Annotated in this window: 19 protein-coding genes and 1 tRNA gene; 11 read left to right on the plus strand and 9 right to left on the minus strand. The window is 64.6% G+C overall.

Translation table 11 applies throughout. From position 1 onward, the window contains the following. Nucleotide 1 precedes the first annotated feature (1 nt). The 3 genes from KNN17_RS00870 to KNN17_RS00880 form a co-directional block, all read right to left on the minus strand. Nucleotides 2-2251 (minus strand): RNA degradosome polyphosphate kinase, encoded by a 2250-nt coding sequence (locus KNN17_RS00870; RefSeq protein WP_241707072.1) that lies wholly within the window; start codon nt 2249-2251, stop codon nt 2-4. 105 nt (nt 2252-2356) lie between these two features. Beyond that, the gene (mshD, locus tag KNN17_RS00875; RefSeq protein WP_241707073.1) at nt 2357-3328 is read right to left on the minus strand and encodes a mycothiol synthase; all 972 of its coding nucleotides are present in this window, start codon (nt 3326-3328) and stop codon (nt 2357-2359) included. A 246-nt stretch (nt 3329-3574) separates the two neighbouring features. Continuing rightward, a complete protein-coding gene (locus tag KNN17_RS00880) occupies nt 3575-4273 on the minus strand; it encodes a winged helix-turn-helix transcriptional regulator (RefSeq protein WP_059387339.1) in 699 nt (232 codons plus the stop codon). A gap of 317 nt (nt 4274-4590) precedes the next feature. Between KNN17_RS00880 and KNN17_RS00885 the strand changes: the two genes are divergently transcribed. From KNN17_RS00885 to KNN17_RS00915, 7 genes are all read left to right on the plus strand, one after another. Continuing rightward, nucleotides 4591-5325 carry a permease gene (locus KNN17_RS00885; protein ID WP_241707074.1) on the plus strand — a complete coding sequence of 245 codons (735 nt, stop codon included), beginning with the start codon at nt 4591-4593 and terminating at the stop codon, nt 5323-5325. Nucleotides 5326-5491: 166 nt separating this feature from the next. Beyond that, nucleotides 5492-6091, plus strand: a complete 600-nt coding sequence (locus KNN17_RS00890) for an FABP family protein (protein WP_241707075.1) — start codon at nt 5492-5494, stop codon at nt 6089-6091. Between the two features lie 85 nt (nt 6092-6176). Next, on the plus strand, nt 6177-6899 hold the full coding sequence (locus tag KNN17_RS00895) for a flavodoxin family protein (RefSeq protein WP_241707076.1): 723 nt from the start codon (nt 6177-6179) through the stop codon (nt 6897-6899). Between the two features lie 22 nt (nt 6900-6921). After that, nucleotides 6922-8007 carry a CAF17-like 4Fe-4S cluster assembly/insertion protein YgfZ gene (gene ygfZ / locus KNN17_RS00900; RefSeq protein WP_241707077.1) on the plus strand — a complete coding sequence of 362 codons (1086 nt, stop codon included), beginning with the start codon at nt 6922-6924 and terminating at the stop codon, nt 8005-8007. Then, nucleotides 8004-8417, plus strand: coding sequence for an ankyrin repeat domain-containing protein (locus KNN17_RS00905; RefSeq protein WP_241707078.1), 414 nt, complete (start codon nt 8004-8006; stop codon nt 8415-8417). Before ygfZ ends, KNN17_RS00905 begins: the two co-directional genes overlap by 4 nt. 98 nt (nt 8418-8515) lie before the next feature. Next, nucleotides 8516-9076, plus strand: a complete 561-nt coding sequence (locus KNN17_RS00910; RefSeq protein ID WP_078108062.1) for a PadR family transcriptional regulator — start codon at nt 8516-8518, stop codon at nt 9074-9076. 54 nt (nt 9077-9130) lie between these two features. Beyond that, nucleotides 9131-10654 (plus strand): DHA2 family efflux MFS transporter permease subunit, encoded by a 1524-nt coding sequence (locus KNN17_RS00915; RefSeq protein WP_241707079.1) that lies wholly within the window; start codon nt 9131-9133, stop codon nt 10652-10654. Nucleotides 10655-10725: 71 nt separating this feature from the next. Here the strand turns inward: KNN17_RS00915 and KNN17_RS00920 are convergent, their stop codons facing one another. The 5 genes from KNN17_RS00920 to KNN17_RS00940 form a co-directional block, all read right to left on the minus strand. Then, nucleotides 10726-11457 carry a GNAT family N-acetyltransferase gene (locus tag KNN17_RS00920; protein WP_241707080.1) on the minus strand — a complete coding sequence of 244 codons (732 nt, stop codon included), beginning with the start codon at nt 11455-11457 and terminating at the stop codon, nt 10726-10728. A 94-nt stretch (nt 11458-11551) separates the two neighbouring features. Further along, nucleotides 11552-12577: an ATP-dependent 6-phosphofructokinase gene (locus KNN17_RS00925; RefSeq protein ID WP_078108065.1), complete on the minus strand. Its 1026-nt coding sequence runs from the start codon at nt 12575-12577 to the stop codon at nt 11552-11554. 159 nt (nt 12578-12736) lie between these two features. Beyond that, nucleotides 12737-12994 carry a PspC domain-containing protein gene (locus KNN17_RS00930; protein WP_078108066.1) on the minus strand — a complete coding sequence of 86 codons (258 nt, stop codon included), beginning with the start codon at nt 12992-12994 and terminating at the stop codon, nt 12737-12739. Nucleotides 12995-13039: 45 nt separating this feature from the next. Next, nucleotides 13040-13345, minus strand: a complete 306-nt coding sequence (locus tag KNN17_RS00935) for a hypothetical protein (RefSeq protein WP_241707081.1) — start codon at nt 13343-13345, stop codon at nt 13040-13042. Nucleotide 13346: 1 nt separating this feature from the next. Then, entirely contained in the window at nt 13347-14834 is a 1488-nt protein-coding gene (locus KNN17_RS00940) for a PspC domain-containing protein (protein WP_241707082.1), read from the minus strand. A gap of 125 nt (nt 14835-14959) precedes the next feature. Here KNN17_RS00940 and KNN17_RS00945 point away from each other — a divergent pair, with 125 nt between their 5' ends. Together KNN17_RS00945 and KNN17_RS00950 are read left to right on the plus strand one after the other, a co-directional pair. Beyond that, nucleotides 14960-16318, plus strand: coding sequence for an ATP-binding protein (locus KNN17_RS00945; RefSeq protein WP_241707083.1), 1359 nt, complete (start codon nt 14960-14962; stop codon nt 16316-16318). Beyond that, a complete protein-coding gene (locus KNN17_RS00950; RefSeq protein ID WP_241707084.1) occupies nt 16315-16986 on the plus strand; it encodes a LuxR C-terminal-related transcriptional regulator in 672 nt (223 codons plus the stop codon). The genes KNN17_RS00945 and KNN17_RS00950 overlap by 4 nt, the downstream gene beginning before the upstream one ends. Nucleotides 16987-17069: 83 nt before the next feature. Here the strand turns inward: KNN17_RS00950 and KNN17_RS00955 are convergent, their stop codons facing one another. Then, complete coding sequence (locus KNN17_RS00955) at nt 17070-18299, minus strand: pyridoxal phosphate-dependent aminotransferase (RefSeq protein WP_241707085.1); 1230 nt, start codon at nt 18297-18299, stop codon at nt 17070-17072. A gap of 320 nt (nt 18300-18619) precedes the next feature. Between KNN17_RS00955 and KNN17_RS00960 the strand changes: the two genes are divergently transcribed. Beyond that, a tRNA-Trp gene (locus KNN17_RS00960) sits at nt 18620-18692 on the plus strand. Nucleotides 18693-18774: 82 nt separating this feature from the next. After that, a complete protein-coding gene (secE, locus tag KNN17_RS00965; RefSeq protein WP_059387348.1) occupies nt 18775-19056 on the plus strand; it encodes a preprotein translocase subunit SecE in 282 nt (93 codons plus the stop codon). The last annotated feature ends 62 nt before the right edge of the window (nt 19057-19118 follow it).

The following is a 19118-nucleotide window of genomic DNA, read 5'->3' on the forward strand; positions in this document are numbered from 1 at the left end:
CCTACCGCCGGGCGACTGCACGTTGGCGGGACCGGGAGGCAAGCAGCCAGGACTGGATGTCCAGCAGCGGCGAGCCGTCTTCGGCCTGGTGAAACCTGGTCCAGTGGCCTTGGTTGTCGAGGTGCCAGCTGGCCGTGCCGGGATCCATGTAGCGCCGCAGCAGGTCCATGACCTCGGCGGTGTCTTCCCGGTTGGAGAGCTGCACCAAGGCCTCGACCCGACGGTCGAGGTTGCGGTGCATCATGTCCGCTGAGCCGATGTAGACCACGGGATCGTTGGCATTGGCGAAGGCAAACACGCGGGAGTGCTCCAGGAAGCGGCCCAGGACGGAGCGGACCGTGATGTTCTCGCTCAATCCAGGCACTCCGGGGCGCAGCGAGCAGATGCCGCGGACAATGACGTCAACCTTCACCCCGGCCTGCGACGCCCTGTAAAGGGCGTCGATGATGGCTTCGTCCACCATGGAGTTGACCTTGATCTGGACCCGCGCGGTGATTCCCGCGCGGGCGTTGCGGATCTCGGTCTCGATCCTGTCGATCAATCCGGACCGCACCGAGCGGGGGGCCACGAGGAGCCGCTTGAACGTCGACTTGGGGGCATACCCGGAGAGCTGGTTGAAGAGCTTGGACAGGTCCTCGCCCACCTGCTCGTTGGAGGTCAGCAGACCGAGATCCTCGTAGTAGCGGGCCGTCCGGGGGTGGTAGTTGCCCGTGCCGATGTGGCAGTACCTGCGGAGGCCGTCCACTTCCTGGCGGACAACCAGGGACAACTTGCAGTGCGTCTTGAGTCCCACGATTCCGTACACCACGTGCACTCCGGCCTGCTCCAGTTTGCGCGCCCAGGAGATGTTGGCCTGCTCGTCAAAGCGGGCCTTGATCTCCACGAGGGCCAGGACCTGCTTGCCGGCTTCGGCAGCATCGATCAGCGCGTCCACGATGGGGGAATCGCCGGACGTGCGGTACAGGGTCTGCTTGATGGCCTGGACCTTGGGGTCGGCGGCCGCCTGCTCCAGGAAGGCCTGGACCGACGTCGAGAACGAGTCGTACGGGTGGTGCAGCAGGATGTCGCGGCGGCGCATTGCCGCGAAGACGTTGGCGGCCTTGGACGTCTCGGATTCGTTCAGGTACCGCGAAGTATGGGGTACGTGCTTCGGGTAGTGGAGGTCGGCGCGGTCGATGCCGCCGATGACGGACAGGCCCCGGAGGTCCAGGGGTGCCGGGACGGAGTAGACCTCGGATTCCTCGACGCCGAGTTCCCGCACCAGGAGCGCGCGGATGTTCGGGTTGATGTCCGTGGTGACCTCAAGCCGGACGGGCGGGCCGAAGCGGCGGCGCAGAAGTTCTTTTTCAAGCGCCTGCAGGAGGTTCTCGGCGTCGTCCTCTTCAACTTCCACGTCCTCGTTGCGGGTGACGCGGAAGCTGTGGTGCTCCATGACTTCCATTCCGGGGAACAGCTTGTCCAGGTGCACCGCAATGACCTCTTCGAGCGCGATGAACCGGGCCACGCGGCCCGGGACCGCGCCGGCCCGCGGGCCGTCGATCGAAACGAGACGGGGCAGCTGGTCCGGAACCTTGACGCGGGCGAACAGTTCCTTGTCGCTCACGGGGTTGCGGACAATCACGGCCAGGTTGAGGGAGAGCCCGGAGATATAGGGGAAGGGGTGGGCCGGATCGACGGCGAGGGGGGTGAGGATCGGGAAGACCTTCTCGCCGAACATGATGCTCAAACGGTGCTGGGCTTCGTCGTCGAGTTCGTCCCAGCGCATGAGGTGGATGTGCTCATAGGCCAAAGCGGGGCGGATCTGCTCGGCAAAAACGCGCGCGTGGCGTTCCTGCAGCTTCCGGGCCGCATCGCCGATCTGCTCCAGGACTTCGATGGGGCTCAGGCCGGCAGGGGAGGGAACCGCGAGTCCGGTGGCGATGCGACGCTTCAGGCCGGCTACCCGCACCATGAAGAATTCATCCAGGTTCGAGGCGAAGATGGAGAGGAAATTGACCCGCTCCAGCAGGAAGAGGTCCGGGTCCTCCGCGAGTTCGAGGACGCGCGAGTTGAAGGCGAGCCAACTCAGTTCGCGGTCCAGGAAGCGGTCCGGAGTGATGTCGCCTTCGGGCTCGAGGGAGGGCGCAAACTCAGGAATGTCGATGCGGTCCTGGGTTGCCCGCGCTGCCGGGACTTCGGATGAACCGAAGCGGGGAGGCAAGGTTGCGCCCTTGACCTCGGTTTTGGTGGTTCCGACCGGGTCCGGGTTCATCGGGCTCTCCTTCTCGTTCAGCGCGGGGTTTGATTCAACCCTACAAGGATTCCACGTGCCGGAATCCTAGATGTCCTAGCCTTTCAGATACGCCTTGGTTCCGGGTTACTTCCCGGCTAGCGGCGCATACATGACATCGACGTCCCAGCGCACGAATCCCAGCTTCTGGTACAGGGCGACGGCCGCGGTATTGTCGGCGTCCACGTACAGCATCACCGAGTGCAGCTCGTGGCTCTGCAGATACCTGATCCCGGCAACAGTGAGCGCCTTGCCGAGTCCCAGGCCTTGGGCTGCAGGCGTTACGCCGACGACGTAGACCTCGCCGATGGCCGGGTGGGTTCCTTGCCGGGGGTGCACCTTCGTCCAGTGGAAGCCGAGCAGCTCCCCGGCCGGATTCACGGCGAGCAGGAAACCTGCGGGGTCGAACCAGTCCTCGGCCATCCGGGCTTCCAGATCGGCCCGGGTGAGCGACCCCTGCTCTGGATGGTGGGCAAATGCTGCCCTGTTGGCAGCCAGCCAGGCGGACTCATCCTGACCCGGCACGAAGGCGCGCAGGGAGACTCCCTCAGGCAGGCCGGCGTCGGGCAGTTCCGCGGTGGAGGACATGAGGCGCATCTTCCACAGTTCACGTACGGGGCCGTAGCCGTAGCGGGCCGCGAGGTCCGCGGCGGCCTCGTGGTTTCCATGGGACCAGGCGTTCAGGCCCGCAAGCCCGCGGCTGTCCCGGAGCGAGTCCAACAGCCTCCCGGCGACACCCTGGTTGCGGTAGCTGGGGTGCACCGCCATTTCCAGGACCCCGGTCCCGTCGTCCGCTTCAACCACGACGGCGATTCCCGCCAGATCCTGGCCGCTCGCCGGATCGGACTGCTCGTCCGGGGCATACAGGGCCATGGTGAGCACTGAGTGGTCGCCGGAATCGGCTCCGCGCAGCATGACGAGGGTCTGTTCGGACAACGGGGGATTGCCGTCCGACTCCTCGGCGGCTGCGGCGAGCATTTTGATGTCTCTCAACAACTCGCTATCCGAGGCGCCTTTGACGACGAGTACGGGCCAGTTCTCCGGGTGCGCAGGGCTCATGCTGCAAGGCTATACGTCCCGGGCCGGTTTGGCGGGATGGATTTTGCAGGCACTCCCTTGGCCGTGTAAGGTCTATATCTCGTCCGGCTTTGCGAAGCAGGATACGAGGGGGATCCACCAGTGGGGTGGCCTCGATACGTTCGACCCGTATGTCCTCCACTCAAGCAAAAGAAGGCCCGGACTCATGGAGTCCGGGCCTTCCTTGTGTTCGAAGCATGGGGTTCCGAAGCGTGGGGGTTTGGAAGCCTAGGCCTCCGTGAGCTCATCTTCCGGCAAGCGGACCAACGTCAGCCGGTAGCCGACGTTGCGGACCGTGCTGATGAGGTTCTCGTGGTCCACGCCGAGCTTGGCGCGCAGGCGACGGACGTGGACGTCCACGGTGCGCGTGCCGCCGTAGTAGTCGTAGCCCCAGACTTCGGTGAGGAGCTGCTGGCGAGTGAACACCCTGCCAGGGTGCTGGGCCAGATACTTCAGGAGTTCGAACTCCTTGAAGGTCAGGTTGAGCGGCTGCCCGTTCACGCGGGCCGTGTAGCTTGCTTCGTCAATCACGACGCCGGCCGCCCGGATTTCGGTGTTGGTTTCCTCTTCGCCGGGAATCGCGCGGGCCACGGCCAGGCGGATCCGGGCTTCGACCTCCGCCGGTCCCGCAGAGTCGAGGACGATGTCATCCACGGACCATGCGGAAGAGACGGCAGCCATGCCACCTTCGGTGAGGATCAGGATGAGGGGTGCGCTCAAGCCCGTGGCCTTGAGGAGCTGGGTCAGGGAACGGGCCCCCACCAGGTCCTTGCGGGCATCCAGGAAAACGACGTCGGTGGGATCGGTCTCGAGCAATGCCGTGGGCTCGGCCGGAAGAATGTGGACCCGGTGGTTCAAGAGCTCCAAGGCGGGCAGGATGTCTACCGACGACCCGGTGCTGTTCGTCAGGAGCAGGATGTGCGACATAGTTCCTCCAATGGGCGGTCCGCGCATCATCGGGCGTCTGAACCGGGTTTCCACCGGCCGGTAGCTGCTTATGGGGCGTGGTTCCGTTGTAACGGAAGCGTTGCAACAAGAAGCGCTGTTGACAACCGAGTATACCCAAAGGCCCCTGCAACGTCAGGGATTCGTGTCACCTTCAACCCCTCTTTGCGACATATTTGTGCCGTATAAGGCAGGATTGTCACGAGGTTGGTCGCAGCTTGGATCGAAACGGAGTCCCTGAGGGGACCCGCGGATCGAGCGCACAGCGAGGTAAGGGACACAGTGAGGTCAGGGGCGCAGTGAAGTCTTGGAGCATCGGGGTGGTCGGCCTCGTGGCGCTCGCGGTTTTCGTCGCCAGCTCTTACGGCCCCACGGAGGGGTTGGTCGCCGTCGGAGTTCTGGCGTCGGCCGCCGTCGGCGTCGGCTGGCCCCATTTTCTTGCAGTACCCGCCAAGAAGACCCTCGCAGCCGTGATCGGGCTGAGCGGCGCGGGTTCGGCCCTGGCTGCAGGCTTCGTCCCGGCCCCCGGATTTCTCGACGCGACGCCCGGCTTCATCGCCGCCGGCGTGATTGCGGTGTTCGTCGTGCAGCTGATCCGCGGAACAGGGCAGGCCCAACGGCTCGAATCGACCCTGGGCAGTTGTGCCGGCGTCCTGCTGAGCTGCCTCGGCGCGGGCTGGATTGCGGGTGCGAGGTTCAACGGCATCAAGGAAATGCTGTTGGTCGCGGCCCTCAGTGCCGCGGTGGCTCTCCTCGCAGGCTTGTTGCGCTGGCCGGACCGGGTCGTGGCGCCCCTGGGCATCGTGGCGGCCGGTTTGGTGGCCCCGCTGGCGGGCCTGGTGTTCTCCGATATCGCGATCGTTCCCGCCATTGTCGTGGGCGTCGTGATCGGTTCGGTCCTGGTCAGTTTCCGTCGGATGGTGACGCTTCGGCTCGGCCGGCTGAATTTCCCGGCCGTCCTTGGAATGGGCGTTGCACCCGTCTGGGCGGTTGGGGCCATGTGCTATTTCATCGACAAACTACTCATCTACTAACAGTTAGGATGGCATCATGTCCGTACTTGCATTTGAAATCTTCTTCCTCGTCCTCCTCGGCCTGGCCAGCCTCTCGATGGCATGGTTCGCTGGTTTTGTCGTTTACCGTCTCTTCAAGGGCCAGAAGTAGAGCTTCTGTACCTTCCGGTCCACTGAGGTAGTTGCTGTGCCCATCGAAATCCCTTCCGACCTGACACCCGAACTGGTACCCCTTTCCTGGCTCATTGGTGAGTGGGAAGGCCGGGGACGGCTGGGGACCGGTGAAGAAGACTCGGAACACTTCATCCAGCATGTCTCTTTCACGCACCACGGTCTGCCGTACTTGGAGTACCGGGCGGAAAGCTGGCTCAGCGACGAGGACGGCACCAAATTGCGGCCTCTCACCGTGGAAACGGGCTTCTGGGCGCTGGAGCGGAAAATGCTCGACGCCGACGGCGGACCGGGCCTGATTCCGGCGGAAATGGTCCCGGTATTGAAGACGGCCGACGACGTCGAGGCGCACCGGAACGCGGACGGCGGGTTCGACATCGCCGTGACGATAGCCCATCCCGGTGGCATCAGCGAGCTGTACTACGGCCAAATCAAGGGGCCGCAGATCCAGTTGAGCACCGACATGGTGATGCGCGGCGGCCACTCCAAGGAATACACTGCGGCCACACGCATCTTCGGCCTCGTGGATGGCAATCTATTGTGGCGTTGGGATGTGTCCACCGCGGGCAAGTCGCTCGAGGCCCACGCTTCGGCTTTCCTGAACAAGCTCTCCTAGGGGCCTGTTCGCTGGCTTCAAGGTCTCACCGAAGAGGTCTCACTGAACGTCCCGTTTCGTAGTCCGAACCGCAGGGGAGCAGCAAGTGAACGAAGCAACAAAGCCCGCAAGCTATGACGATCTCAAGGCTGTGTTTTTCAACGGGACACTCAAACCATCCCCGCAAGTGAGCAATACCGACGGACTGATCACCATCAGCCGGCGCATCATGGAAAAGCAGGGCGTCAGTACCCAGGTCATCCGCACCGTGGATCACGACATTGCCGCCGGTGTGTATCCGGACATGCGCGAACATGGCTGGGCCGCGGATGAATGGCCGGAGTTGTACCCGGCTGTGCTGGAAGCCGACATCGTGGTGGTGGCCGGTCCTATCTGGCTTGGCGATAACTCCTCCCAGACCAAGAAGCTCATCGAACGGCTCTACGCCCATTCGGGCCAGCTCAACAGCAAGGGCCAGTGGGCCTACTATCCGAAGGTCGGCGGCTGCCTGATCACCGGCAACGAGGACGGCATCAAGCACTGCGCCATGAACGTCCTGTACAGCCTCCAGCACGTCGGTTTCACCATCCCGCCCCAGGCCGATGCCGGCTGGATCGGTGCGGTCGGCCCCGGCCCCAGCTACCTCGACGAAGGATCCGGTGGCCCCGAGAGCGACTTCACCAACCGGAACACAACGTTCATGACCTGGAACCTGCTCCACTACGCCCGGATGCTCAAGGATGCAGGCGGCATTCCTGCGTACGGCAACCTCCCGGATGAATGGAAAGCCGGCACGCGCTTCGATTTTGAAAACCCGGAATACCGCTGAGCCCCAAGGACTTCTACTACATATGACTTACACGAGCCCCCTTTTGTCGCGCCCCGGAGCTGTGGAAGGCGGCGGCGAGGACTCCGGCGTCGCGGCCCACTACGGCGAGCCCTTGCGTGAGCAGCGCGCCCTCGCCGCCGGCACCGCCGTCGTCGATCTTTCCTACCGGGGCGTCGTCACGGTCACGGGACCGGACCGCCTCAGCTGGCTCAACACCCTTTCCTCGCAGCAACTGACCAACCTCCAACCGCGCGTCTCCAGCGAATTGTTGCTCCTCACCATCCAGGGCCGCATCGAGTTCGATGCCCGCGTGGTGGACGACGGCGACACCATCTGGCTGCTGGTCGAGGCCGCCGAGGCCGCCCCGCTGGCGGAATGGCTCAACAAGATGCGCTTCATGTTGCGCGTCGAGGTGGCCGACGTGTCTTCCGATTGGGCGGTTGTCGGCGCAACCAAGGCCATTGACGCATGGTCGGAACGGCTGGTCTGGGAGGACCCGTGGCCGCATATCGGCGTCGGCGGCTACTCCTACAGCGTGGTGGAGGAAAGCTCCCATCCCGGCCTCGAGCGTCCCTGGTTCGAGTACCTCATTCCCGCGGCCGAGCTTGAAGCCGCCGTCGAGGGCATGGCACTCGCCGGTTCCCTGGCGGCGGAGGCGCTCCGTATTGCCGCCTGGCGTCCCCGGCTCGGCGCGGAGACGGACGAGAAGACCATCCCGCACGAGCTCGATCTCCTGCGGACCTCGGTCCACCTGTCCAAGGGCTGCTACAAGGGCCAGGAGACCATCGCACGTGTCCACAACCTTGGACACCCGCCCCGGCGGCTCGTCTTCCTGCAATTGGACGGCTCGCAGCACACCCTCCCGGCGCCGGGCAGCGTCGTATTTGCCGGAGAGCGCAAGGTGGGTACGCTGACATCCGTGGCCCAGCATTTCGAGATGGGGGCAGTGGGACTGGCGCTGATCAAGCGCTCAGTGGATCCCCAGGAAGTGCTGACCGTGCTGGACGGCGAAGAGCCTTATCCGGCCGCCCAGGAAGTAATCGTCGCGCCCGACGCCGGACAGGTGGTGGGGCGCCAGTCCGGATTCCTGAAGGGACCCCATCGATGAGCGAAACCACCGGCGCTGACGCCCAAGCGACAGGTGTCGACGACGAGGCCATTGCCCTGGCGCACACCTTGTTCGATGCTGCCAGGGAAGGCAACTCGGTGCTCCTGCGCAGCTACCTCGACGCCGGTGCGCCGGCTGGAATGCGCACTGCCGCCGGCGACTCGCTTCTGATGCTCGCCGCATATAACGGCCATGCCGAAACTGTTCAGCTCCTGTTGCACCACGGTGCAGACGCAAACGGGGCGAACGATCGTGGCCAGACTCCGCTGGCCGGCGCAGTTTTCAAGGGTTACACGGAGGTGGCCCGGTTTCTGGTTGACGCCGGGGCCGATCCCGACGCCGGTACGCCCACGGCGCGCGAGGCCGCGCGGATGTTTGCCCGCACGGAGATTCTCGAACTGCTCGGATAAACCAAGGCGGCCCGCCGGGCATGGCTGGCGGACCGCTTGCGATCAGTTATTCCATGTGGAATAGTTGATATGGAATAGTTCGCACGGAGGATGGGGAAATGGCACGAGCCGCACTGACTCCACTTGGCGTCGCCGCGTTGGCCCTCCTTGTCGAGGCGCCGATGCATCCGTACGAGATGTACCAGCTCCTGATGGCCCGCCATGAGGACCGCTTGGTCAAAGTCCGGCCGGGCACGCTCTACCACGCCGTCGCTCGGCTGGAAGAAGCAGGCTTGGTCGAGTCGACGGGCACTGACCGCGCCGGCAACCGGCCCGAGCGCACCACCTACCGGATCACCGGAACCGGCCGGGAGGCGCTGACGGAGCGCCTCCAGAACATGCTTTCGGAACCCGTGAACGAATACCCGATTTTTCCCCATGCGATCGCCGAGGCACACAACCTGCCGTCCGGCGTCGTACTCGAACTCCTGGACCACCGCGTGGCGAACTTGGAAAACCAGCTCGACTTCCTGGTCCAAGGAGAAGAAGCCGTCGCTGCCAAAGGCGTCGAGCCCAAGTTTTGGATCGACGTCAAGTACCAACAAACCATGCTGCGGACGGAAATCGACTGGATACGCACCTTCCAGGACGATCTCCGCAGCGGGCAATTGCCATGGTAAGCGCCCGTCCCACGCACCAACCTGCAATCGATTCAGCACAGTCAAAGGAAACCCATGGAAAACGTCGCTAAACCGTGGCCCGCACTGTGGTCCCTCGTGGTCGGGTTCTTCATGATCCTGATCGACACCACCATCGTCTCCGTGGCGAATCCACGGATCATGGAGGGCCTGCACACCGATATCAACTCGGTCATCTGGGTGACGAGCGCCTACCTCCTCGCCTACGCCGTGCCGTTGCTGATCACCGGAAGGCTCGGCGACCGCTTCGGGCCCAAGAACCTCTACCTGATCGGTCTCGTTGTCTTCACCTTGGCTTCACTGTGGTGCGGCCTTTCGGGCGACATCGGCATGCTCATCGCGGCCCGGGTGGTCCAGGGCATCGGCGCGGCCATGATGACGCCCCAAACCATGGCCGTCATCACCCGGATCTTCCCGCCGGACCGCCGCGGCGCAGCCATGGGCCTTTGGGGCGCCACGGCCGGCATGGCCATCCTCGTCGGCCCGATCCTCGGCGGCGTGCTGGTCGACGGCCTCGGCTGGCAGTGGATCTTCTTCGTCAACGTTCCCATCGGCGTCGTTGCCTTCGTCCTCGTGACCCGGCTGGTACCGAAGCTGACCACGCACAGCCACAAGTTCGACGTCCTGGGAGTGCTGCTGTCGGCAGCCGGGATGTTCCTGCTGGTGTTCGGCATCCAGGAAGGCCAAAGCTACAAGTGGGGCACCGTCACCGGACCCATTACCGTGTGGGGACTGATCATCACGGGCCTCGTTGTCCTGGCCGTGTTTGTCTTCTGGCAGTGGTTGCTGGAGCGCCGCGGCGGTGAGCCTTTGCTGCCTCTTGGCCTGTTCAAGGACCGCAACTTCTCCTTGGGCAACACCACCATCATGGCGGTGGGCTTCACCATCACCGCGTTCCCGCTGCCCACGATTTTCTATTACCAGGTGGTCCGCGGGTTGTCCCCGACGCAGTCCGCCTTGCTGATGATCCCCATGGCCGTGATCTCCGGCGCCTTGGCACCTTTTGTCGGCAAGCTGATCGACCGCATCAACCCGCGCTGGTTCGCCGCCTTCGGGCTCCTTTGCCTGTCCGGAGCGCTCTTCTGGACCGGCTCGCTCCTGAAGCCGGACACTCCCATTTGGATGTTCCTTCTGCCGAGCGCCCTCCAGGGCGTGGCCAACGGTTTCATTTGGGGACCGGTCTCCAACGCCACCACCCGCAACCTCCCGCCGCGTTCCGCCGGAGCCGGTTCCGGTGTCTTCAACACGACGCGCCAGATCGGTGCCGTGCTGGGATCCGCCGCGATTGCCGCGCTGATCCAGTCCCGACTCGCGGCTGAGCTGCCCGCGGCTCCGCCAGGTGCCGCCCCGGCCGGGGAAGGCGGATTCACCGGAAGTTTGCCTGAATTCCTGCACGCCGGCTTCTCGACGGCGATGAGCCAGTCGGTCTTGCTGCCGGCGTTTGCGATTCTGTTGGGCGCCGTAGCGGCGTTGTTGTTCGGCAAGCCCCAAGCCGTCCGGGGATGGGGTTCCCCGGCTGCCGCAGGGGCCAAGCCTGAGACTGTTTCGCAAGACAGTTAGCCCGCGCGAACTGGCAGACGATGCCCCCAAAATGCGGGCATCGTCTGCCAACTCGCGGCCAGGGCAAGTCGCTAGCGGAGCAGTACGGAGGTCTGGATACCGCCGTCGGCGAATCCCAGCCTTCGGGCCAAGGCCATGGAACCTCGGTTGTCCAGAGCAGTCCGCCACTGCAGCGTCAGGCCGGAAGCGAGTGCCTCGTGGGCGGCGATCGAGGCAGCCAGGGTTCCGAGCCCCTGCCGGCGCAATTCGGGCGGCACCAGGACGCCCATGTCTGCGAGGATCCCTTGCCATTCCGCGTAGGCGCCGCAGGCCACCGGTTTGCGGTCCGGTTCGTTCCCGTCCATCACGGTGAAATGGTGGTCCATTTTTGAGAGGTGGACCTCGTTGACGTCGTCCGGAGGGCACCTGCCCTCCAACTCGATTGCCTCCGGATGGCCGTGGGAGACGGTGACTTCACCGCCCGGCTGGAAGAGGGGTAAATCGTCGGCGAACAGCAGTGCCGACGTCCCGAGCCCGTGGCCGCCGTGTTCGCGACTGATCCGCAACAGTGTGGAATGCTCGCTCAGTTGATCGTCTGAGAACCCGACGGCGGCGGCCACCGCCCAAGCCGGAGCCACCAATGCGGAGCGGCCAAAGAGCCTCACGAACGTGATGGATTCGGCGTCGTCGTCTTCCCTGACCAAGCGCTCCCCAGTGCGGGCAGCGGCTGGGCCGGAGACGAAACTGAAGGCCTCGTCGTCGAACCCCAAGTGCCGGGCCCAGGCCAGCAGCACAATTTCCGCCGATCCCGCATCAAGTTCCATGACATCGAGTCTATGCAGTCACCGGAAAGGGAAGGAGCAGGCGGCCACCTCGTGGTACCCGCCTGCTCCAGGAAGATTCCTTTGAGGGGCCGGCTCAGCCGAACAGTACCGCGGCTTCGTCGTAGCGGTTCTGTGGGACGGTCTTGAGTTTGCCGAGGGCAGCTTCGAAGCCCACATGCTCGATGTCGGTGCCCTTGAGGGCCACCATGGTTCCCCAGCGGCCTTCCACGACGGAATCGATGGCTGCCATGCCCAGCCGGGTGGCCAGCACGCGGTCGAAAGCCGAGGGGACGCCGCCGCGCTGGATGTGGCCGAGGATCGTGGCGCGGGTCTCGATGCCCGTGCGGGCTTCGATTTCGGGGGCGAGCTGGTCCGCGATGCCGCCCAAGCGGGGCCGGCCGAAGGTGTCAAGGCCGCGTTCGGAGTGCGGGGCTTCCATGTGGTCCGGGACAAAACCCTCGGCAACAACAATCAACGGTGCGCGGCCACGATCGTGGGCTTCCTGGACCCATTCCGTGATCTGCTCGATGCTGACTTTCTGTTCGGGGATCAGGATGGCATGCGCGCCCGCGGCCATGCCCGCGTGCAGGGCGATCCAGCCCACGTGGCGTCCCATGACCTCGGCGATCATGCAGCGGTGATGGGATTCTCCGGTGGTGCGCAGCCGGTCGATGGCTTCCGTGGCGATCTGGACGGCGGTATCGAAGCCGAAGGTGTAGTCGGTGGCGTCGAGGTCGTTGTCCACGGTCTTGGGGACGCCCACGATCCTTAGGCCCGCGTCGGTGAGGCGCTTCGCAGCGGCCAAGGTGCCTTCGCCGCCGATGGCAATGATCGCGTCGATGCCGAGGCGGTCCATGTGGGCCTTGATGACATCCGGCCCGCCGCCGTTCTCGAACGGGTTGGTGCGGGACGTGCCAAGGATGGTTCCACCCTGTTTGGCGATACCGCGGACCATCGTGCGGGGAATGTCGATGACGTCGCCCTCCACGACGCCCCGCCAACCATCCCGGAAACCGACGAATTCCTGGCCGTGGATGGCAATTCCCTTGAGGACGGCGCCGCGGATGACGGCGTTGAGTCCGGGGCAGTCGCCACCGCTGGTAAGGATTCCAATTTTCATGAGGGCTCAAATCCTGGCTAGGAGGTATACGTGCAGAGCGCCACGCTGAGCTCACAACGATTGTAGGGGGAAATGTGGGGTGGGACACAAACCATGACCACCGCCGTGGATGAGACTTTTGAAATAACCAGGAAACAGCCCGGGCAAGCCCGGGCCGTGCTAGTTCTTCCCTTGCGAACGCTGGGTGAGGAAAGATTCCAGCGCAATGTCGCCCCTTTGGTTGGGAAGCAACAGCCACGCCACGATGTAGATGAGCACGGCTGGCCCGGGTAGCAGGCAGAAGATCAGATAGCCGATGCGGACGTAGGCCACGTCCACGTTCAGTTTGGCGGCGATGCCACCGCACACCCCGCCGATCAGACGCTGCGGACCGCGCTTCAGGCCGATGCCTCGTACGATGCTGAAGAACTTGTTCATGGCTAGAGCCTTCCGTGTTGTGGCTGCTTTGTCACGTGCTTCTTGCTAGCGGTGGCCGGAATCGGCGGCGCCGGTCCCGGAGCCAGGGCCGGACCCGCTGCCTTTTCGGGAGCGCGCCGACACCAGCCCTCCGATCACGAGTGCCGCACCTGCTCCGATCATGAGCCCGATCAGCACATAGTTGCCGTTGAGGGCCACGAGGCCGAGTTTGGAAATGATGATCAAGGCTGCGAGAGCCAGGACGATCAGCCCCCAGACCACCGTGCCCACCCTTGCCCGGGCTTGGGGAGGAGATGCAGGCGCCGGGACGGGGTCTGGTTCGAAGGCCCGCGTGGGTTCGTGCGTGCTCATGTCAGTTTCCTTCCTGGACGGTGACGTTGCTGAACGTTCCGTTGAGTTTGACGACCAGCTTGGCGCCGGGCTTGTCCATGTTGAAGCTGTCCAGGGTGCCACCGCTGCTTTGGGCGACGGCACTACCGTCCTGCTTGAGGTTCGCAAAGGTCATGTCTGCCTGGACCTCCACCGGCACTGTCGCGGGGACGAGGAGTTTGATGTTGCTTGCGGTCACGTCCATGGGAACCACGACGTCGGAACTCAGCGGTGCGCTCAGGTTCAGTTTGGTCAGGTCGACGGTCCCGTTGGCCCCGGTGATGTCGAAGCCTTTGCGGGCATCGTCGATGCTCACAGGATTCCACTGGGCATTCTGCAGGCGGAAGTGGTCCGCGTTGGGGGCTATGTTGAAGATGCCCCCGATCACGAGCGTCGCGATGGCAAGGAAGCCGAGCAGCCCCGACGTGCGGCCACGAAGCCCGGCAACCAGGATGCCGAGGCCGAGGACTGCGGCGCCCGTGGCCCAGACCACTGCATTGGCGGCGTCGCCCAGGTGGATGGCGTTGCCGGCGTCGAGCAGCTTGATTGTTCCGCCGCCCAGCAGGGCCGCGCCCGCTGAAACCGCTACGATCGCCGCGCCCGGTCCCTGCCGCCTCTGCCGCTCGGGACGCTCGGGGTGATGGGGTGCGCCGGCCGGTGGGTAGGGGCCCGTGGGATTGACGGGACCTGAAGGGGTCACGGGGCCGCCGGCCCCGTCATTGCCGGCTGCGTAAGCCCCGGCGCTGTAAGTCCCAGGCCCGGAAGACCCGGCGCTGTAGGGGCCCGCGCTGTACGGGCCGGCCGGATAGCCTGCCGAGGCCTGTGTGCCTGTGTCGCCAAAGGAACCTGGAGCGGCCGCATAGTGGTGTGGGCCCATGCTCTGCCTACCGCTGCGGGCTTTGCTCCGCTGGACCAGGAAATAGATCAGGTAGACGATGCCGCCTACCCAGAACAGCGTCCAGAGGATTCCGGGAACGCCGTTCCAGCCCCATCCCCAGAAGCCGCGGCCGAGGCTTGGCAATCCGATGATGGTTGTGATGAGGGCGCCGGTCATGCCTGCGGACCAGCGGCCGGCCCCGGCTTCCTGTGCATGGATGCGGCCATCGGGTTCGGGCAGGAGCGCCCAGGCGATGCCGTAGAGCAGGATGCCGATACCGGCGAAGAGGGTGAGGATGATGAAGATGCCGCGGACGATCAAGGGATCGATGCCGAAGCGGTGCGCGATGCCGCTCGCTGCGCCGCCCACCCACCGGTCCCGGCCACGGCTGATGCCTTGGCTTCGGATCCAGGTGAAGAAGTTCTGCGGGGGAGCGGGCACAGCGTAGTCCGGAGCCGCGCCGCCGGTGTGGCCGGCGTTGGGCTGGGCCGGCTCCTCGGGCGAGCCCACCCCGGCAGGGTGGCTGGATTCTGCAGTTTGTCCGGGCTCCGGTGCTTGTCCGGGGTCCTCGGGATTCATGCTGTTCGCGTTCATACTTCGATCTTGCCGCCCCGCGGCGCAGCCCTCTATTGGGGGATACCCTGAACGTTCCCTGAGTGGCCCCCTGAGATGCCCTGGCTTCGAGCGCCGAAGGCCCTGATACGTGTTTGGATGGATTCATGACAACCGCCATGCAACGCCCGCCGCTGGTCCGAAGCGGCGACCGGATGATTGCCGGCGTGTGCAGCGGCCTGGCGGACCACCTGGGCTGGCCCGTGAAGTACATCCGGCTCGGTATGGTCCTGGCCTCGTTCGCAGGCGGCGCGGGCGTGGTCTTCTACGCGTGGCTGTGGGTCATGGTGCCCACCGCCGACGAAAGCGCCCGCCGCAATAGCCGCCGGCCGGCGTCGCCCATTGCTCCCGCGGTGAGCATGCCTCCTTCGGTGGGCATGCCCCCCGATGTGGCAGCGCCCGACGCCGGAGCGCAGCCCCTGCCGCTGTACGCCCCGGCACCCGTCGTCGCCTCCTGGTTCAAGTTGAAGCGCATCCAGTACGGGAAGGAGATCCTCCTGGGAGCGGGCCTCCTCCTGGTGGCTGCCATCCTCATCGCCCGGCAGTTCGGCGTCGAAGTCCCGCTCGGCACCCTGATCCCCGCAGCGGCCATACTCGGCGGAGCGGCGATTGCCTGGATGCAGCTGGACGAGACGCGCCGGGCCGGACTGGTGGACAAGACCAAGGCGGACCAAGCCGGCGGCTGGGTCCGCCTCGCCGCAGGCCTGACCCTCGTGGTTGCCGGTGTATTGGTCATGGTGTCCGGTTCCGGCTCGTGGGAGCAGACTTGGCTCGCCCTGTTGGCTTCCATCGCCGTGTTGGGCGGCGTCGCCCTGGTGCTGCTGCCCTGGGGCTTGAAGTTCTGGAAAGACCTGGAAACTGAACGGGCGGCGCGGGTCCGCGAGACCGAGCGGGCCGAGATTGCCGCGCACTTGCACGACTCGGTACTGCAGACGCTCGCCTTGATCCAGCGCCGGGCCGGTTCCGAGCAGGACGTGGTCCGCCTCGCCCGTGCCCAGGAGCGTGAGCTGCGCACCTGGCTGTACCGGGACGCCGCCAAGGACTCGGGACTCCTGGCGGAGCGGATAGCCGCGGCCGCAGCCGAAGTGGAGGACGCCCACGGACACCCGGTCGACGTCGTCAGCGTGGGAGACGCGGCCATGACGGACCGGCACGAAGCACTCGTCCTGGCGGCCCGCGAGGCGATGCACAATGCCGCCAGGCATGGCGGCGGAGCCGTGTCCGTCTATCTCGAGAGTTCCGACTCGGGCAGCGAGGTCTTCGTCAGGGACCGCGGACCCGGCTTCGACCCGGATGCCGTCCCCGAAGACCGCCTCGGAGTCAAGGAATCAATCATCGGTCGGATGAAACGCCACGGCGGCACAGCGGTCATCGACAGCAGTTCCGAGGGCACGGAAGTCCGCCTGAAACTGCCTGTCGAGAACGCCGACAAAGCAGAAAACCGAAACGGAGACGCCAAAGCATGAATGCCTTATCAGAGCAAGTGGAGCGGAGCGTGCGCGTGGTGATCGTGGACGATCACGCCATCTTCCGGTCCGGGCTGAAGGCCGACCTCGATTCCAGGATCGACGTCGTGGGCGAAGCCGGAACTGTGGAGCAAGCCATCGCCGTGATTGCCGAGGTTCAGCCTGAAGTAGTGTTGCTTGACGTCCATTTGCCGGGCGGACTTGGCGGCGGCGGACGGGAAGTCATCAGCGGGTCCTCGGCGTTGCGCGGGAGCACGAGCTTCCTGGCCTTGAGCGTCTCGGATGCAGCCGAGGACGTCGTGGCCGTCATTCGGGCAGGTGCCCGTGGCTATGTCACCAAGACCATTTCCGGCCCCGAGATCTCCGACGCCGTGATCCGCGTGGCCGACGGCGACGCCGTCTTCTCGCCGCGGCTCGCAGGATTTGTCCTGGACGCGTTTGGAACGTCTCCTGCCGAGATCGCCGACGACGAACTCGACCGGCTCTCCTCGAGGGAACTGGAAGTCATGCGCCTCATCGCCCGGGGCTACAGCTACAAGGAGGTGGCCAGAGAGTTGTTCATTTCCATCAAGACCGTGGAAACCCATGTCTCGGCAGTGCTCCGCAAGCTCCAGCTCTCCAGCCGCCACGAACTGACCAAGTGGGCCGCCGAGCGCCGCCTCCTCTGACGCCCGCTCGCCTTTGGGGGTTTAAACCCAAACGCCCGCTCACCTCTGTCCCAAGGTGAGCGGGCGTTTGTGCAGGCGGGTGGTTACCTGGCCTGGCCGAGGAATTCCTGGAGGCGTCGAACGCCTTCGGCGAGGTCGTCGTCGCCCAAGGCGTACGAGAGGCGCACAAAACCGGAGGGGCCGAAGGCCTCGCCCGGAACAACAGCGACCTCAACCTCGTCGAGGATCAGTGAGGCGAGCTCAGCGGACGTTGCCGGACGGACAGGACCGTTCGACGTCGGGAACTCCTTGCCCAGCAGCCCACGGACATCGGCGTACACGTAGAAGGCTCCGGCCGGCGTCGGGCATTCCACGCCCTCGATCGCGTTCAGTCCGGCGACAATCGCCTTGCGGCGGCGATCGAAGGCCACCTTCATTTCGTCGACGGCGGTCAGCGGACCGGAGACTGCCGCGAGGGCTGCGATCTGCATGATGTTGGAAACATTCGACGTCGCGTGGGACTGGAGGTTGGTGGCGGCCTTGATGACGTCGGCCGGGCCTATCATCCATCCAACGCGCCATCCCGTCATGGCGTAGGTCTTGGCGACACCATTGAGGATGACCACCTTGTCGCCGAGTTCGGGGGCGGCAGTGGCAATCGAGGTGAAGGGCACGCCGTCGTACGTCAGGTGCTCATAGATTTCGTCGGTGACCACCCAGAGGCCCTTGGCCGCAGCCCATTTTCCGATCTCGGCCACTTGTTCGGCGCTGTAGACAGCCCCGGTCGGGTTGGACGGCGAAACGAAAAGCAGGATCTTCGTCTTGTCGGTGACCGCAGCTTCGAGCTGCTCCACGGTGACCAAGTAACCCTGCTCGGGGCCGGCGAAGACCTCAACGGGAACGCCTCCGGCCAAGCGGATCGCCTCCGGGTAAGTGGTCCAGAAAGGCGTAGGAATGATTACTTCGTCGCCCGGATCGACAAGTGTGGCGAAGGTGTTGTAGACGGCCTGCTTGCCGCCATTGGTCACCATCACCTGGGAAGGGTCAACCTTGTAGCCCGAATCGCGGAACGTCTTGTCCGCGATAGCCTTCTTCAGCTCCGGCAGGCCGGCAGCGGGGGAGTACCGGTGGTACTTCGGCTGGGCGGCGGCCTCGACGGCAGCCTTGACAATGTAGTCGGGGGTCGGGAAGTCGGGCTCCCCGGCGCCAAAGCCGATCACGGGGCGACCCGCTGCCTTGAGCGCCTTGGCCTTGGCGTCAACGGCAAGGGTGGCGGATTCGGCGATGGCGGAAATTCGCTGTGAAATGCGGGCGGCAGGTATTCCGGCAGACATTTAAAGCACCGTTCTTCGCGGGCAGCTCATGAGCTGGATGGTGGGATTCGACGGAATCTACTTTATGCTGTTCTGCGGAGCTATCGGGCTAACGCCGGGAAAGTGACAGTGTGCGTTGATCAAGCGAGCACTGATCAGCCGCAAGGCCTGAACGCTCCGGAAATGGCCCGGTTCGACTATCGCGACGTTGTTGCGTAGACTGGTTCACCGGTGTTGAAAAACATCACAATGGTTCGCGCCCCAGACTGGCTCCGGATTCCCGTGTTCTTCGGGATTCCTTGGCTTTGATGGAGTGTGGCCAAAATATGGATTCGTTCCATAGGGTAGTGGCGCAATTGGTAGCGCAGCGGTCTCCAAAACCGCAGGTTGCAGGTTCGAGTCCTGTCTGCCCTGCGCAAGCTGTTCCGGGGTTCTCCTTGGAACAAGCGCAGCAACCATGGCTCTGATCAGAGTCGGGTCAACGACGTTTGCATAGATGAGTGAGGATCAGGTGACCGAAACAGCTGCGAGCAGCTCGAAGGGCCGCCCTGCCAAGAAGTCCGATTCCGGCCTCTTCGCTCGAATTGCGCTTTTTGTCCGCCAGGTAATTGGTGAACTCAAGAAGGTAGTTGCCCCCACCCGCAAGGAACTGGTCAACTACACAGTCGTGGTGCTGGTGTTCGTGGCCATCATGATGCTTGTCGTCACCATCCTGGACCTGGCTTTCGGTACGGGAATCAAATGGGTTTTCGGCGCTACTGGCACCACGAACCACTAAGCGGATCGCTCCGCAAACCGCGTGGAATCCCCGGAAAATCAAGGGATTTCGCAGGGTTTGCG

This window comes from Arthrobacter bambusae, assembly GCF_022606295.1.
GTDB lineage: Bacteria > Actinomycetota > Actinomycetes > Actinomycetales > Micrococcaceae > Arthrobacter > Arthrobacter bambusae_A.